We start from the raw sequence: 14,093 nt of genomic DNA, 5'->3' as shown, positions 1-14,093 counted from the left end.
CGCCCTGCCGCAGTCAGCGCCGAGCCGGCGCCAGCAGCACGACCAGTGCACCGGCCCCGCCCTCGGCCGGCTTGGCCTGCACGAAGGCGATCACCTCGTTCTTCTGGATCAGCCAGCGCTGCGTCTTGGTCTTGAGCACCGGCTGCTTGCCGGGCGAGCCCAGGCCCTTGCCGTGCACCACGCGCACGCAGCGCAGCCCCTGCTTGTAGGCGTTGCGGATGAAGCCGCCGAGCGCCTCGCGCGCCTCGTCGCTGCGCAGGCCGTGCAGGTCGACCTGGGCCTGGATGCTCCAGTCGCCCTTGCGCAGCCGCGCGGTCACGTCGGTGCCGATGCCGGGGCGGCGAAAGCTCATGGCGTCGTCGACGTCGAGCAGGGTGGTCACGTCGAACTCGTCGGACAGCGACTCGCGCAGTACGCGCTGTTCGTCGAGCTGGTGCTGCACCGGAATGGGCGCCGGCGGCTCGGGCGCGAGCGGCACCACGGCCTTGCGGCGCAGCGGCTCGGTCGCACCGATGGCGCGTGTGAACAGGTCTTTTTCGGCGGCGCGTTTGCGTTCCGCCACCGCCTTGGCGGCGGCTGCCGCCGCTTCGCGCTCGCGGGTCTCGGCCAGCGTGCGCTGCACCTGCTTCAGATCGGCCAGGTTCTTGATGGGCGGCGTACGGGAGGCCATCAGAGCAGCCCTTTCTCGGCCATCGAATAGCTCTGGCCGGCGCTGACGATCACATGGTCGAGCACGCGCACGTCGATCAGCGAAAGCGCGGCCCTGAGCGTCTGGGTGAGCGACTCGTCGGCCCGCGAGGGCTCGATGCTGCCGCTCGGATGGTTGTGCGACAGCACCACGGCCGCGGCCTGGTGGTGCAGCGCACGCGTGACCACTTCGCGCGGGTAGACGCTGGTCTGGGTGAGCGTTCCGCGAAACAGCTCCTCGAGCACGATCAGCCGGTGCTGCGCATCGAGAAACAGCACCGCGAACACCTCGTAGGGGCGCGATCCGATGTGCAGCTGCAGGTACTGCTTGACCGTGCCGGGCGAGTCGAACACCGTGCGCTCCTTCAGGCGCTCGGCCATGGCGCGGCGCGCCAGTTCGAGCACGGCGATGAGCTCGGCGCGCTTGGCGTCGCCACCCATGCCCTTGATCACCTTCAGGTCCTCGGCGCCGGCCTGCAGCAGGCCCGAGAGGCCGCCGAAGTGGTCGAGCAGTTCCTGCGCGAGCTGGAGCACGTTTTTTCCCGCCACGCCCGTGCGCAGCAGCAGCGCCAGCAGCTCGGCGTCGGCCAGCGCGGCGGCGCCTCGCGCGATGAGCTTTTCGCGCGGGCGGGCGTGGGCGGGGAGATCCTTGAATGCCATCGAAAACCTGGGTGAAACCTTGAAAGAGCGGGCGGAAGCCCCGGCTCCTTAAAATGCAGTCCAGTTTATCGGGACACCCACCTTGTCTTTGCCTACCTCCGCTGCACCCATGTCCCACGTTGTGACTTCCGGCTCGTTCCTGACCCTGCATTACCGGCTGGCCGGTCCGGCGGGCGACATCATCAACACTTTCGCCGACAAGCCCGCGACCCTGTCGCTGGGCACCGGCGAGCTCTCGCCCGCCATGGAGCAGCGGCTCATGGGTCTGGAAGAGGGCACCCATGCGACCTTCGAGCTGCCCGCGGGAGAGGCCTTCGGCGAGCGCAATCCCGAGATGCAGCAATGGGTGGCCCGGAAGCTGCTCGCGCAGATGGGCGATCCCGACGAGCAATACGCGGTCGGCGACGTGGTGCAGTTCCCCACGCCCGACGGCGCGGGCAGCTACGCGGGTGCGGTCGTCGAATCGAACGAGACCGCGGTGCGCTTCGACTTCAACCATCCGCTGGCCGGGCAGCCCGTGACCTTCGAGGTCCGGCTGATCGGCGTTCTATGAGCGGCCCGGCTGCAAAAACCGCAGGACGCCTGGCATGAATCCGAACATCGAGGAAGTCATCCTTGCCGAGCCGCGCGGCTTCTGCGCCGGCGTGGACCGCGCCATCGAGATCGTCGAGCGCGCCATTGCCAAGTTCGGCGCGCCGATCTACGTGCGCCACGAGATCGTGCACAACACCTACGTGGTGAACGAGCTCAAGGCCAAGGGCGCGATCTTCATCGAGGACCTGGCCGACGTGCCGCCCGGCGCCACGCTGGTGTTCAGCGCGCATGGCGTGAGCAAGGCGGTGCAGCAGGAGGCGCGCGACCGCGGCTTCGACGTCTTCGATGCCACCTGCCCGCTGGTGACCAAGGTGCATGTCGAGGTCGCCAAGCTCGCCAAGGAGGGCTACGAGTTCATCATGATCGGACACAAGGGGCACCCCGAGGTCGAAGGCACCATGGGCCAGCTCTCGAGCGGCATTCACCTGGTGGAAGACGTGGAAGACGTGGCGAAGGTGTCGCCCGCGCAGACCGAGAAGCTCGCCGTGGTCACGCAGACCACGCTCAGCGTGGACGACGCGGCCGAGATCGCGGCGGCCGTGCGTGCGCGCTTTCCGAAGGTGCGCGAGCCCAAGCAGCAGGACATCTGCTATGCCACGCAGAACCGCCAGGACGCGGTCAAGATCCTGAGCCCGCAGGTCGACCTGGTGATCGTGGTCGGCAGTCCCACCAGCTCCAACAGCAACCGGCTGCGCGAACTGGCGCAGCGCCTGGGCACCGAAAGCTACATGGTCGATTCGGCCGACGAACTCAAGCCCGAGTGGTTCGAGGGCAAGGGCCGCATCGGCCTCACGGCCGGCGCCTCCGCCCCCGAGGTGCTGGTGCGCGAAGTGATCGAGCGCGTGAGGGCGCTCGGTGCGGTGTCGGTCCGCAAGATGGACGGCATCGAGGAAACCATCAAGTTTCCGCTCCCCAAGGGCCTCAAGCTCGACGACATTCCCCCTCCTGGACACATCTCTTGAACAACGAAAACACTCACTGGCGCTCTGAAACGGAGAGCGCCTCCCGCAGGCTGCGCGAACGCGCCGGCGGCTTCCTGCGCCAGACCCCGCTCTGGAAGCTGCCATCCGCGGCCTTCGGCCTGGCGGCACCGGGCGTCGAGGTGTGGCTCAAGCTCGAGCACATGCAGGTGAGCGGCAGCTTCAAGGCGCGCGGCATGATTAACCGCCTGCTGGCCAACGACATTCCCGAAAGCGGCGTGATCGTGGCCTCGGGCGGCAACGCGGGCATTGCCACCGCGGCGGCGGCCAAGGCGCTGGGCGTGCGCTGCCAGGTGTTCCTGCCCGGCGTCTCGCCCGAAGCCAAGCGCGCCCGCCTGAGGGCGCTCGGCGCCGAAGTGGTGGTGGTCGGCGAGCTCTATCCCGATGCCCTGGCGGCCTGCCTCGCGCGCCAGAAGGAAACCGGCGCCTTGCTCACCCATGCCTACGACCAGCCCGAAGTCGTGGCCGGTGCGGGCACGCTCGGCCAGGAGATCGAGGCGCAGGGCGGCCTGCCCGATTCCGTGCTCGTGAGCGTGGGCGGCGGCGGACTGATCGGCGGCCTCGCCGGCTGGTTCGAAAAGCGCGCCCGCGTGGTGGCGCTCGAGCCCGAAAAGGCGCCCACGCTGTACCGCGCCCGCCAGGCCGGCGAGCCGGTCGATGTCGAGGTGGGCGGCGTTGCAGCCGATTCGCTCGGCGCGCGCCGCATCGGCGCCATTTCCTGGGACATCACCCAGCACTACGTGCAGGATGCGCTGCTCGTGTCCGACGAATCCATCCGGGCCGCGCAGCAGTGGCTGTGGAAGGAAATGAAGCTCGCCGTGGAGCCGGCCGCTGCGCTGCCGCTGGCGGCACTGCAGACCGGCGCCTACGTGCCGCGCGAAGGCGAGAAGGTCTGCCTGATCGTCTGCGGGGCCAACGTCGACCCGGCAACGGTCGCCTGAAGCGGACGGCGAGGCCGCCGCGGGGGGCTTATTTCTCGCAATTGACCATCCACGGCACGCCGAACTTGTCCTTCAGCATGCCGAAACCGGCGGCCCAGAACTGTGGCCCGTACGGCATCGTGACCTCGCCGCCCGCGGCCAGCGCGTCGAAGAGCTTCTTTCCCTCGTCCACGCTGTTGCCCTGCACCGACAGCGAAAAGCCCTTGTGCCCCTCGAAGGGCATGCCAGGCGGCATGTCGGAGGCCATCAGCTGGTGGCCGCGGGCCTCCAGCGTGGCGTGCATGATCTTGTCCTTGTACGCGGCGGGCGTTTCGGCCCCCATGGGGCTTTCGCCGAAGCTCATGCTGAAGATGACCTTGCCGCCCAGCGCCTTGGCGTAGAAGGCCAGCGCCTCGGCCGCGTTGCCGTTGAATGTCAGATAGGCTTGCATCGCTCTTTCCCTTTGGTTGAGGTTGCGGGAGCGCGATGCTACGCCCACCTAAAATCCCCCCATGCTTGACATCACTCTGCTCCGCAAAGACTTGGCCTCCGCTGTGGCCGGCCTCGAAAAACGCAAGAAGAACCAGCCCTACCTCGACGTGTCGGCGTTCACCGCGCTCGAGGCCGAGCGCAAGACGCTGCAAACCCGCACCGAGGAAATCCAGGCCCGGCGCAACACGCTGAACAAGCAGATCGGCCCGCTCAAGGCCAAGGGCGAGTCGGTCGATGCGCTGATGGCCGAGGTCAACGCGCTCAAGGCCGAGCAGGAATCGCAGTCCAGCCGCCTCGAGGAGATCCAGCCCGAACTGCAGGCGCTGCTGCTGGCCGTGCCCAACCTGCCGCACGCCAGCGTACCGGTCGGCGAGGATGAAACCGGCAATGTCGAGATGCGTCGCTGGAGCCCGCAGGGCGGTGCCGGCGCCAATGCTGCGCCACTGCCCTTTGCGGCAAAGGACCACGTCGACCTGGGCGCGCCCCTGGGGCTCGACTTCGAGATGGGCGCCAAGCTCGCGGGTTCGCGCTTCACCGTCATGAAGGGGCCGATTGCCCGGCTGCACCGCGCGCTCGCGCAGTTCATGCTCGACATCCAGACCGAGAAGCACGGCTATGCCGAGTGCTACGTGCCCTACATCGTCAACGCCGCCACGCTCAGCGGCACCGGCCAGCTGCCCAAGTTCGAAGGCGACCTGTTCGCCGCCAAGAAGGGCGGGCAGGACGGCGAGCCCGCGCCCGACCATTCGGCGCTCTATCTCATCCCCACCAGCGAAGTGCCGCTCACCAACTTCGTGCGCGACGAGGTGGTGGCCGAGGCGCAATTGCCGATCAAGCTCACGGCCCACACGCCGTGCTTCCGCTCCGAAGCCGGCAGCGCGGGGCGCGACACGCGCGGCATGATCCGCCAGCACCAGTTCGACAAGGTCGAGATGGTGCAGATCGTCCATCCCGAAAAGAGCTACGACGCGCTCGAGCAGATGACCGGCCACGCCGAGGCCGTGCTGCAGGCGCTCGAACTGCCATACCGGGTGGTGCTGCTGTGCACCGGTGACATGGGCTTTGGCGCCACCAAGACCTACGACCTCGAGGTGTGGCTGCCGGCGCAGAACACCTACCGCGAGATCAGTTCGGTATCGAACTGCGAAGCCTTCCAGGCGCGCCGCCTGCAGGCCCGCTTCAAGAACGCACAAGGCAAGAACGAGCTCGTCCATACGCTCAACGGCTCGGGCCTGGCGGTCGGCCGCACATTGGTTGCGGTGCTCGAAAACCACCAGAACGAGGACGGCTCGATCAACGTGCCCGCTGCGCTGCGGCCCTACCTCGGCGGACTGGAACTGTTGCGCGGTTGAACGGGCGGGGCTTCAAAAGCCCGGTTTGGGTCTGCTATAATCGCAGGCTCGACAGCACCGGAGAGGTGGCAGAGTGGTCGAATGTACCTGACTCGAAATCAGGCGTACTAGCGATAGTACCGAGGGTTCGAATCCCTCCCTCTCCTCCAGGAATGGCCCCGCAAGGGGCTATTTTTTTGCCCGTTCGACGGCCGGCCATCCGCGCTGGCGAAACCGGAGCCTTTCGTTTTCATGCTTTTCGCGTTTTTCGCGACCGCTGTTCGCGGCGTCCAGCCAAGCTTCGAAGCAACTGTATCGGCCCGTTAAGATCGCCACCTCCCCATGCCCCCGCATGCCGGGATTTTTCCTTGTAGTCGAATGAACAAGAGGCTCCGCGCCACATGGCCAATCCGTCGATCGCGAGCGTGACACCGGTCCCGGCTTCGGCCGACGAAGCCGAATCCTGGGTTCGCGGCGAGCTGATCCGCAGCCTGATGCGATCCGCGCGCGGGTCTTATATCGTCTCGGCGGCGCTCATGCCAGCGATGGTCGGCCTGAACTGGAGCTACGTGCCCCACTGGGAGCTGCTCACGTGGCTCGCCGCGGGCCTTATTGCCACGGCCTGCCGGGCCTGGGGTGCCAGGGTCTATGCGGTGCGCTACGCGGGCAGGAGTGCGGCGGCGCAGCTGCAGTTCACCGAACGCTATGGCTTCATCTGGAGCACCAGCGCGATCGTGTGGGGCTTGTCGATCCTGCTGTTCTTCGAGCGCACGCCGCAGGTCAACCAGTTCATGAGCTGGCTCATCGTGGCCGGCGTCGGCACCTTTCCGCTCAACGGGCTGGCGCTGCATCCGCCGCTGCTCAAGCGCTACGTCAACACGCTGTTCATCACGATGCTGGGGGCGGTTCTGATCCGGCTCGTGAGCATCAACCTCGTGGAGCCGCATTTCCAGTACGGCTTCCTGATGCCCATCCTGCCGATCCTGCACTGGTTCCTGCTGCTGCGCGCGGGGCGCCACATCCACGAGACGGCGCGCAACAGCCTGGAGCTGCTGTTCCACAACCACATCCTGATCAAGTCGCTCACGCAGCAGCGGCAGGCCGCGGTGGCGGCCGTGGCCATGAAGAACCGCTTTCTCGCGAGCGCCGCGCACGATATGCGCCAGCCGGTGCTGGCCCTGTCGCTCTACGCCGACTGGCTGCGCAACGAGCCCGAACTGGTGCTGGAACTCGCGCCCAAGATCGTTCGCGCCACGCATGCGGTGAATGCGCTGTTCGATTCGATGTTCGACCTGGCGCGCATCGATTCAGGCCAGGTGCGCCTGCACATCGAGCGCGTGGACGTGGCCGAGCTGCTGCACGACCTCGAGCTGCAATACCGCCCCGTGGCCGAAAGCCGGGGGCTCGATTTTCGCGTGCACGTGACCGAAGGCAGCTTCCTGACCGATCCGATCCGGGTGCGCCGCATGCTCGGCAACCTGCTGGCCAACGCGATCAAGTACACCACCGACGGCGGCGTGCTGCTGGCCTCGCGGCAAACGCGCGACGGCCTGCGCGTGGAGGTGTGGGACACCGGCATCGGCATTGCGCCCGAGCACCTGCGCGACGTGTTCCTGGAGTTCTACAAGGTGGCCGACCATGCCGGCACCTCCGACGGCTTCGGCCTGGGCCTGGCCATCGTCGCGCGCCTCTCGCACGTGCTGGGCCACCCCGTCAGCGTGCGCTCCCGCCTGGGCAGCGGCAGCGTGTTCCGCGTCGCCCTGCACGACGCCGACGAAGCCGTGGCCCAAGCCCGCGTCAGCGCCTCCGGCGGTTGAGCTCCGGCCAATAAAAAACCGCGCACAAGGCGCGGTTCAAACCTTCCAGGAACACCGCGGAACCGGCTTTGCCGGGCCGCTGGTGTTGCCCCGGCGAGGGGGTTGGCGAAACGACACGAAGTGAGCCGTTTCGGGGGGGCTCAGTTTCCGGAAAGCAACCCGTTGGTCCGAGCGTAGTGCAGCGCCTGCGTGCGGCTCTTCACGCCCAGGCGGCGGAACAGGCGCCACAGGTGCACCTTCACGGTGTGCTCGCTGATCTCGAGGTCGGTGGCGATGTCGCGGTTGCTCATGCCCTTGTCGAGCATGGCGATCAGCTGCGTCTGGCGCTTCGACAGCTTGCTGTTGCTGGCCAGCGCCGGCTCGTCCGCCTCTTCCGAGCCCGCCATCAGCAGGCCGCGCAGCGCAGCGGCCAGTTCGGCCGAGCTGGCCGACTTCTCGATGTAGGTGTCGGCGCCGGCCTCGATGCAGGCGTCCTCCATGTCCCCGGCCGGTGCCGCCGAATAGACGGCGATCGGCACGTTGGGATAGACCTGCTTGACAGCGACCACGCCCGAGACGCCATTGGTGTCGGGCAGCTTCAGGTCAAGGCAGAAGAGCGTTGGCTCGCCGCGCTGCTGGACCGAACTCGCGAGCTTGTCGAGACGCTCGAGCTCGACGATGTTTTCGGCCGGCCGCAGACGCCGCAGCACCATCACGATCGCGTCGCGCATCAGGGGGTGGTCGTCGATGACATAAATGCTCATGTTTTCTTCCTTAGTGATCGCACGGTCTTCTCTCGTCAGTCCTCGGCGGGCAGGCCGATGGATATTGCCGGATCAACTTCCGTTGGTAGAGGTCGTTGTCTCCGCCAGTGCTTCCAGCGCCTCTTTCGCGGCGCGCAATTCTTCCGGGCCTACCGGCTCGAGCTGCTCGGCGAGCGTGGCCAGTGCCGCGCCGCGCTGCTGCTGCAGGGCGGCGATGGCGCGGCCGGCTTCCTGCGGCGAGGCGAATCCGCGGCTCTGCAGCAGGGCAGTGCCGTGGGCATCGAGCAGCTTGAAATAGAACAGGCCGTCGCGCTCCCGGTACTGCTTGAAGCTTGGCTTGGCAACCTTGGCTGCCTTGCGGGCACCGCCCTCGTCGCGGCCTGCCGCAAGGTTGCGCAGCCCCACCGCGTGGCGCAGCTCGGCCATGAAGGGGCGCGAGAGCTTGCGCGCCTTTTCGGCGCCGATGAGCAGGATGCGCTCGATCTGTGCGGGGTCGTTCATCAGTGCCTCGTAGCGCTCGCGCAGCGGCGCCACTTCGAGGTCGATGCGCTCGAACAGCATCTGCTTGGCGTCGCCCCAGCCGATGCCGTCGGCGTACGCCTTGCGCAGCGCCTCGGTTTCTTCGGCGGTGGCAAAGGCCTGGTAGATCTGGAACAGCGCGGAGCCTTCGGTGTCCTTGGGCTCGCCGGGCGCACGCGAGTCGGTCACGATGCTGGCAATCTGCTTTTGCAGCTGCGCGCGGGGCGCGAACATGGCGATCGTGTTGCCGTAGCTCTTGCTCATCTTGCGGCCGTCGAGGCCGGGCAGGGTGGCGACGGCGTCGTCGATCTCGGCTTCGGGCAGCGTGAAGTGCTCGCCGTACTGGTGATTGAAGCGCTGCGCCATGTCGCGCGCCATCTCGATGTGCTGCACCTGGTCGCGCCCCACGGGCACCTTGTGCGCGTTGAACATCAGGATGTCGGCGCCCATCAGCACCGGGTACATGAACAGGCCCGCCGTCACGTCGGCGTCGGGGTCTTCGCCCTTGGCGATGTTCTTGTCGAGCTGCGCCTTGTAGGCGTGGGCGCGGTTGAGCACGCCCTTGCCGGTCACGCAGGTGAGGAACCAGGTCAGCTCGGTGATCTCGACGATGTCCGACTGGCGGTAGAAGGTGACGCGTTCGGGGTCGAGTCCGCAGGCCAGCCAGCTGGCGGCGATCTCGAGCGTGGAGCGCTGGATCAGTGCCGGCTCCTGCACCTTGATCAGCGCGTGGTAGTCGGCCAGGAAGAAGAAGCTCTCGACGCCCGGCGCGACGCTCTGCCGCACCGAATGGCGGATCGAGCCGACATAGTTGCCGAGGTGCGGCGTACCCGACGGCGTGATGCCGGTCAGGACGCGCAGGGGAGCAGAAGAAGACGAAGCCATGGCAGGAGAGGACAACTTAACGCAGCAATGCCGTGAAAGGGGAGATGAACAGGTTGATGGCCGCATAGCCGACGTCCATCAGCGGACGCAGCCAGAAGGTGCTGACGATGCCCGCGAGCACCAGGCCCATCACGATGAAGAAACCGAAGGGCTCGATGCGCGCCAGGAAATTCTGCGCCGGCCCGTTGGGAAGCAGGCCTGCGAGCACGCGGCCGCCGTCGAGCGGAGGCAGCGGAAAGAGGTTGAAGGCCCACATCACGAGATTGACCAGCACGCCGCCCTGTGCCATCTTGATGAAAAAGGTTTCATCGATGCCGGCCGCAACAAGCCCCACGAACACCAGCGCCCAGAGGATGGCCTGCACGAAGTTGGACGCTGGCCCTGCCAGAGCGACCCAGATCATGTCGCGCTTCGGATGGCGCAGCCGCCCGAAGTTCACCGGCACCGGCTTGGCATAGCCGAACAGGAAGGCCCCGGAGGTTGCGAAGTACAGCATCAGCGGCATCAGGATGGTCCCGATGGGGTCGATGTGCTTCATCGGGTTGAGCGTGACGCGGCCCATCACCTCGGCGGTGTTGTCGCCGAGGTGGCGCGCCACATAGCCGTGCGCCGCCTCGTGCACCGTGATCGCGAAGACCACGGGCAAAGCGTAAATAAGTACGGTCTGTATCAGGTTGGAAATATCCACTGGGCGATTGTGTCAGACGGAGTGAACGCTGCGGTGCCGCTTGTCAGAGGCCAAGCACCGCCAGCGCGCCGCGGCCCTGCCGCACCACCACCGGATCGTCGCCCGTGCCCATGGGCGTGAGGTCCACCACGGTGGTGGGTTGCGAAGGGCAGGCGCCGGCGTCGATGACGGCGCCGATCTGCTTTTCGAAACGCTCGCGGATGGTCTGCGCGTCGTTCAGCGCCTCGGTCTCGCCGGGCGCGATCAAGGTGGTGGCCAGGAGCGGTGCGCCGTGCAGCATCAGCAGTTCGAGCAGCACCCTGTGGTCGGGCACGCGCAGGCCGATGGTCTTGCGCTGCGGATGGCTCACGCGCCGCGGCACTTCCTTGGTGGCCTCGAGCAGGAAGGTGTAAGGCCCGGGCGTGGCGGCCTTCAGCAGCCGGTACTGCTTGTTGTCGACGCGCGCGTAGTTGGCCAGCTCGCTCAGGTCGCGGCAGATGAGCGTGAGGTGGTGCTTCTCGTCGACCTGGCGGATGCGGCGCAGCTGGTCGACCGCATCCTTGTCGTCGAGGTGGCAGGCCAGCGCGTAGCTCGAATCGGTGGGCACGGCCACGATCTCTCCGCGCTGCAGCAGCGCGGCAGCCTGCTTCAGCAGCCGCTGCTGCGGGTTCTCGGGGTGGACTTCGAAATACTGGGCCATGAAAAAGACTCCTGATCAGGATTCGGCCGGCTCGATCGGCACGCGGCGCTCGCGCACCGTGAGCCAGGCGCCGGCCGCGCCGCACACGGCGATCATCGACATGCCGACGAGCGAGAAGCGGTCGGGCACGTGGAAAAAGACCAGCCAGCCGCCGAGCATGGCAAAGGCGATCTGTGCATAGAGGTACGGCGTGAGCGTGGATGCGGGCGCGCGCTGGTAGGCCAGGATGAGGATGAAGTGTCCCACCGTGCCCATGAATCCCATGAGGCACAGCAAGGCCCACCAGTGCCACGAGGGCAGGGCCGTCCACACGAAGGGCAGCGCCAGCGAGGCGATCAGCGTGCCCACCCAGCCGGTATAGAAATGCATCGTGAGCGGATTCTCGGTCTGCGCCAGCTTGCTCGTGAGCACCTGGAACCAGGCGTTGGTCAGCACCAGCCCGATCGGCAGCAGCACGGCCCAGCTGAATGCATCGCCGCCCGGGCGCAGGATGACCAGCGTGCCGGCGAAGCCGCCGGCCACCAGCACCCAGCGCAGCGCGGAGACCTGCTCCTTGAGCGTGGTGGCCGCAAGCAGGGTGATGACGAGGGGTGCAATGAGCACGATGGACGTGAACTCGGCCAGCGGCATGTAGCGCAGGCTCAGGAAGGCCAGCGTGCTCGACACCAGCAGCAGTGCGCCGCGCAGCAGCTGATAGCGCGGATGCTGCGTGCGCAGCAGGGCCGTGCCGTGCCGCGGCAGCAGCACCGCGGTGGTGGCCACGGCCTGGAAGGCATAGCGGAACCACACGCCCATCAGAATGGGCACCGCGGCGGTGGATGTCTTGGTGGCGGTGTCGAGCGTGGCAAAGCAGGCCACCGCCACCAGCACCATGCCGATGCCCGCGAGGATGCGTTCGGATTCGAGGTCGCGCGTCTGGCGCGCCGCGGCGCGGGCATTCGCCAGTGCCGCCGTTGCCGCGCCGTCGCTGCCGGGCCCGGGGCTCTGGCTCACTGCTGGATGCGGTGGCTGAGCAGTTCCCACACCGGCGTGAGCGCACCGGGCAACGGTGGCAGCTTGCCGAGATCGCAATGGCTTTCGTCGGGGCTGTGGAAATCGCTGCCGCGCGAGGCGGCGAAATCGAATTCGAGCGCCTTGTCGGCGTACTCGACGTATTCGGCTGTCGTATGGCTGCCGGTGACGACCTCGATCGCCTGCCCGCCATGCGCCTTGAATTCGAGGAACAGCGCGTATTCCTCGTTGGCGGTGAACTTGTAGCGCCCCGGATGCGCGATGACGGCCATGCCCTTGGCGGCCGTGATCCATTGCACCGCGTCCTTCAGCGAGGCCCAGCGGTGCGGCACGTAGCCGGGCTTGCCTTCGGTCAGGTACTTGCGGAACACCTCGGAGGTGTCGCGGCAGTGCCCCTGCTCGACCAGGAAGCGCGCGAAGTGGGTGCGCGAGATGAGCTCGGGGTTGCCGACGAACTTGAGCGCGCCGTCGTAGGCGCCGTGGATGCCCACCCTGGCCAGCCCCTCGGACATTTCCTGCGCGCGCTTGCCGCGGCCGCCGCGCGTGTCGTAGAGGCCCTGCGTCATCGCGGCATCATCGGGGTCGAAGCCCAGCCCGACGATGTGCACGGTTTCGTTGGCGAAGGTCACCGAGATTTCGGTGCCCGTGAGATAGCGGATGCCGTTGGCGCGCGCCGCGGCGGCCGCGCGGTGCTGGCCGCCGACCTCGTCGTGGTCGGTGAGCGCCCAGAGTTCGACCCCGTTGGCGGCGGCGCGCGCGGCCAGTTCTTCGGGCGTCAATGTGCCGTCGGAGACCACGGAATGGCAGTGCAGATCGGCATTGAGAATGGAGGACACATTTGCATTCTATTGGGTCTGGAACATCGATGCGGGCGCATGGATGCTATTGTGATTGCTATTAAATAAATAGCATTACTGCGGCGGCCGACGCGGCTCAGCGCTTCTTGCGAAAAGCCGCCCATGCGGCCACCGCGGTGAAGCTCGCGACGATCGCCACCACGATCCAGAACCCGTGCCTGTGCTCGGCCAGCGGAATGCCGCCCACGTTCATGCCGAACAGGCCCGCCAGGATGTTGATCGGCAGCGCAAGCACGGTCACCACCGTCAGCACGAACAGGCTGCGGTTGTTGTCCTCGTTCACGTTGGCGGCAATTTCCTCCTGCAGCAGCTTGATGCGCTCCTGCAGCGCCTGCATGTCGCGCAGCACCATCGAAAACTCCTCGGTCGAACCGCGCAGCTCCTGCGCATCGGGCTCTGCCATCCAGGCCGGCGGCCCCTGCAGCAGGCGGAAGAGGGCGGCGGGCTCGGGGGCCAAAAGGCGTTGCAGCCGCACCAGCAGCCGGCGCAGCACGCCGAGCCGGGCGCGCTTGTGGTCGAGCCGGCCGGCCAGCAGTTCGTCCTCGATGCGGTCGATGCGCGAAGTGACGCCGCGCACGATCTTCACCAGCACGTCGGCCTGCGCGCGCAGCAGGTGCTCGAGCAGCTCGGTGCTCGAGCGCGGCGCGTCGCCGGCCTTGACCGCCGTTCGCAGCGCGTCGACCGAGCGCAGCGGCTTGGTGCGCGCCGTGACCACCAGCCGCGGTCCCACGCTGATCCAGAGGGTGGAGATGTCCGAGGGCTCGAAGCTGAACTCGAAGTGCACGTCGTTGATGACGGCGATCAGCGAATCGTCGGCGCGCTCGATGCGCGTGGAGGGCAGGCCCTCGTGCAGCGTTTCGTAGAAGGTGTCGGACAGGCGCGCATGGCGCAGCAGCCAGCGCTCGGCCTGGGCGTGGCTCAGGTTGAAGTGCAACCAAACGAATGCAGACCCCCACGCTCGGCACTTCGTGTCCTCGCTGCCCCCCGAGGGGGTGCTCGCTTGCTTGGGGCGGCCCGGCGCTGCGCTCGGGCCATCTTCTACCGAGCTGATGTCCAGCCAGGCCGCAGCCTGCGCCGAGTCGATCGCCCGCACGGGCTCCGGCGCCGTGGCGTCGAAGAGATAGCCGCAGATCAGTCCGGCTTCGTCGCCGCCATATGAATTGGCGGCCAGGTCATGGAGTGCCGGCAAGGTGCGTTGGATCAGGAAAGACGGAGGGTGTGCACCGGATG

15 protein-coding genes and 1 tRNA gene are annotated in these 14,093 nt (G+C 67.2%); 6 read left to right on the top strand and 10 right to left on the bottom strand.

The window, feature by feature from the left end; all coding sequences use genetic code 11:
• Positions 1-13: 13 nt before the first annotated feature.
• Entirely contained in the window at positions 14-670 is a 657-nt protein-coding gene (locus tag EJO66_RS04685; RefSeq protein WP_124956509.1) for a Smr/MutS family protein, read from the bottom strand.
• Entirely contained in the window at positions 670-1,347 is a 678-nt protein-coding gene (gene radC / locus EJO66_RS04680) for a RadC family protein (protein ID WP_124956507.1), read from the bottom strand. Before radC ends, EJO66_RS04685 begins: the two co-directional genes overlap by 1 nt.
• Positions 1,348-1,456: 109 nt before the next feature.
• Between radC and EJO66_RS04675 the strand changes: the two genes are divergently transcribed.
• The 3 genes from EJO66_RS04675 to EJO66_RS04665 are packed head-to-tail and all read left to right on the top strand — an operon-like array spanning position 1,457 to position 3,862.
• The gene (locus tag EJO66_RS04675) at positions 1,457-1,900 is read left to right on the top strand and encodes an FKBP-type peptidyl-prolyl cis-trans isomerase (RefSeq protein ID WP_015866808.1); all 444 of its coding nucleotides are present in this window, start codon (positions 1,457-1,459) and stop codon (positions 1,898-1,900) included.
• 34 nt (positions 1,901-1,934) lie between these two features.
• Positions 1,935-2,903 (top strand): 4-hydroxy-3-methylbut-2-enyl diphosphate reductase, encoded by a 969-nt coding sequence (gene ispH, locus EJO66_RS04670; RefSeq protein ID WP_021008705.1) that lies wholly within the window; start codon positions 1,935-1,937, stop codon positions 2,901-2,903.
• Positions 2,900-3,862 (top strand): threonine/serine dehydratase, encoded by a 963-nt coding sequence (locus EJO66_RS04665; RefSeq protein WP_124956505.1) that lies wholly within the window; start codon positions 2,900-2,902, stop codon positions 3,860-3,862. Before ispH ends, EJO66_RS04665 begins: the two co-directional genes overlap by 4 nt.
• Positions 3,863-3,890: 28 nt before the next feature.
• On the opposite strand, the gene EJO66_RS04660 is transcribed toward EJO66_RS04665, so the two are convergent.
• Positions 3,891-4,292: a VOC family protein gene (locus EJO66_RS04660; protein ID WP_124956503.1), complete on the bottom strand. Its 402-nt coding sequence runs from the start codon at positions 4,290-4,292 to the stop codon at positions 3,891-3,893.
• 61 nt (positions 4,293-4,353) lie between these two features.
• On the opposite strand from EJO66_RS04660, the gene serS reads away from it, so the two are divergent.
• The 3 genes from serS (at position 4,354) to shkS (ending at position 7,481) form a co-directional block, all read left to right on the top strand.
• Positions 4,354-5,685, top strand: coding sequence for a serine--tRNA ligase (serS, locus tag EJO66_RS04655; protein ID WP_124956501.1), 1,332 nt, complete (start codon positions 4,354-4,356; stop codon positions 5,683-5,685).
• Positions 5,686-5,744: 59 nt separating this feature from the next.
• Positions 5,745-5,834, top strand: a tRNA-Ser gene (locus EJO66_RS04650).
• A 231-nt stretch (positions 5,835-6,065) separates the two neighbouring features.
• The gene (gene shkS, locus EJO66_RS04645) at positions 6,066-7,481 is read left to right on the top strand and encodes a surface-behavior sensor histidine kinase ShkS (RefSeq protein WP_124956499.1); all 1,416 of its coding nucleotides are present in this window, start codon (positions 6,066-6,068) and stop codon (positions 7,479-7,481) included.
• Between the two features lie 140 nt (positions 7,482-7,621).
• Here shkS and EJO66_RS04640 read toward each other — a convergent pair whose 3' ends face one another.
• From EJO66_RS04640 to EJO66_RS04610, 7 genes are all read right to left on the bottom strand, one after another.
• Positions 7,622-8,224: a response regulator transcription factor gene (locus EJO66_RS04640; protein ID WP_021008700.1), complete on the bottom strand. Its 603-nt coding sequence runs from the start codon at positions 8,222-8,224 to the stop codon at positions 7,622-7,624.
• Between the two features lie 72 nt (positions 8,225-8,296).
• Positions 8,297-9,628, bottom strand: a complete 1,332-nt coding sequence (locus EJO66_RS04635; protein ID WP_124956497.1) for a tryptophan--tRNA ligase — start codon at positions 9,626-9,628, stop codon at positions 8,297-8,299.
• Positions 9,629-9,644: 16 nt separating this feature from the next.
• A complete protein-coding gene (locus EJO66_RS04630) occupies positions 9,645-10,316 on the bottom strand; it encodes a site-2 protease family protein (protein ID WP_124956495.1) in 672 nt (223 codons plus the stop codon).
• Between the two features lie 43 nt (positions 10,317-10,359).
• Positions 10,360-10,995, bottom strand: coding sequence for an L-threonylcarbamoyladenylate synthase (locus tag EJO66_RS04625; RefSeq protein WP_124956493.1), 636 nt, complete (start codon positions 10,993-10,995; stop codon positions 10,360-10,362).
• Positions 10,996-11,010: 15 nt separating this feature from the next.
• A complete protein-coding gene (locus EJO66_RS04620; RefSeq protein ID WP_124956491.1) occupies positions 11,011-11,988 on the bottom strand; it encodes a DMT family transporter in 978 nt (325 codons plus the stop codon).
• On the bottom strand, positions 11,985-12,842 hold the full coding sequence (locus tag EJO66_RS04615) for a 3',5'-nucleoside bisphosphate phosphatase (protein ID WP_124956489.1): 858 nt from the start codon (positions 12,840-12,842) through the stop codon (positions 11,985-11,987). The genes EJO66_RS04620 and EJO66_RS04615 overlap by 4 nt, the downstream gene beginning before the upstream one ends.
• A gap of 97 nt (positions 12,843-12,939) precedes the next feature.
• The gene (locus EJO66_RS04610) at positions 12,940-14,052 is read right to left on the bottom strand and encodes a transporter (RefSeq protein ID WP_124956487.1); all 1,113 of its coding nucleotides are present in this window, start codon (positions 14,050-14,052) and stop codon (positions 12,940-12,942) included.
• Positions 14,053-14,093: the final 41 nt, after the last annotated feature.

It is taken from the genome of Variovorax beijingensis (assembly GCF_003951285.1).
GTDB lineage: Bacteria > Pseudomonadota > Gammaproteobacteria > Burkholderiales > Burkholderiaceae_C > Variovorax > Variovorax beijingensis.
This window is presented reverse-complemented; position numbering and strand designations above follow the sequence as displayed.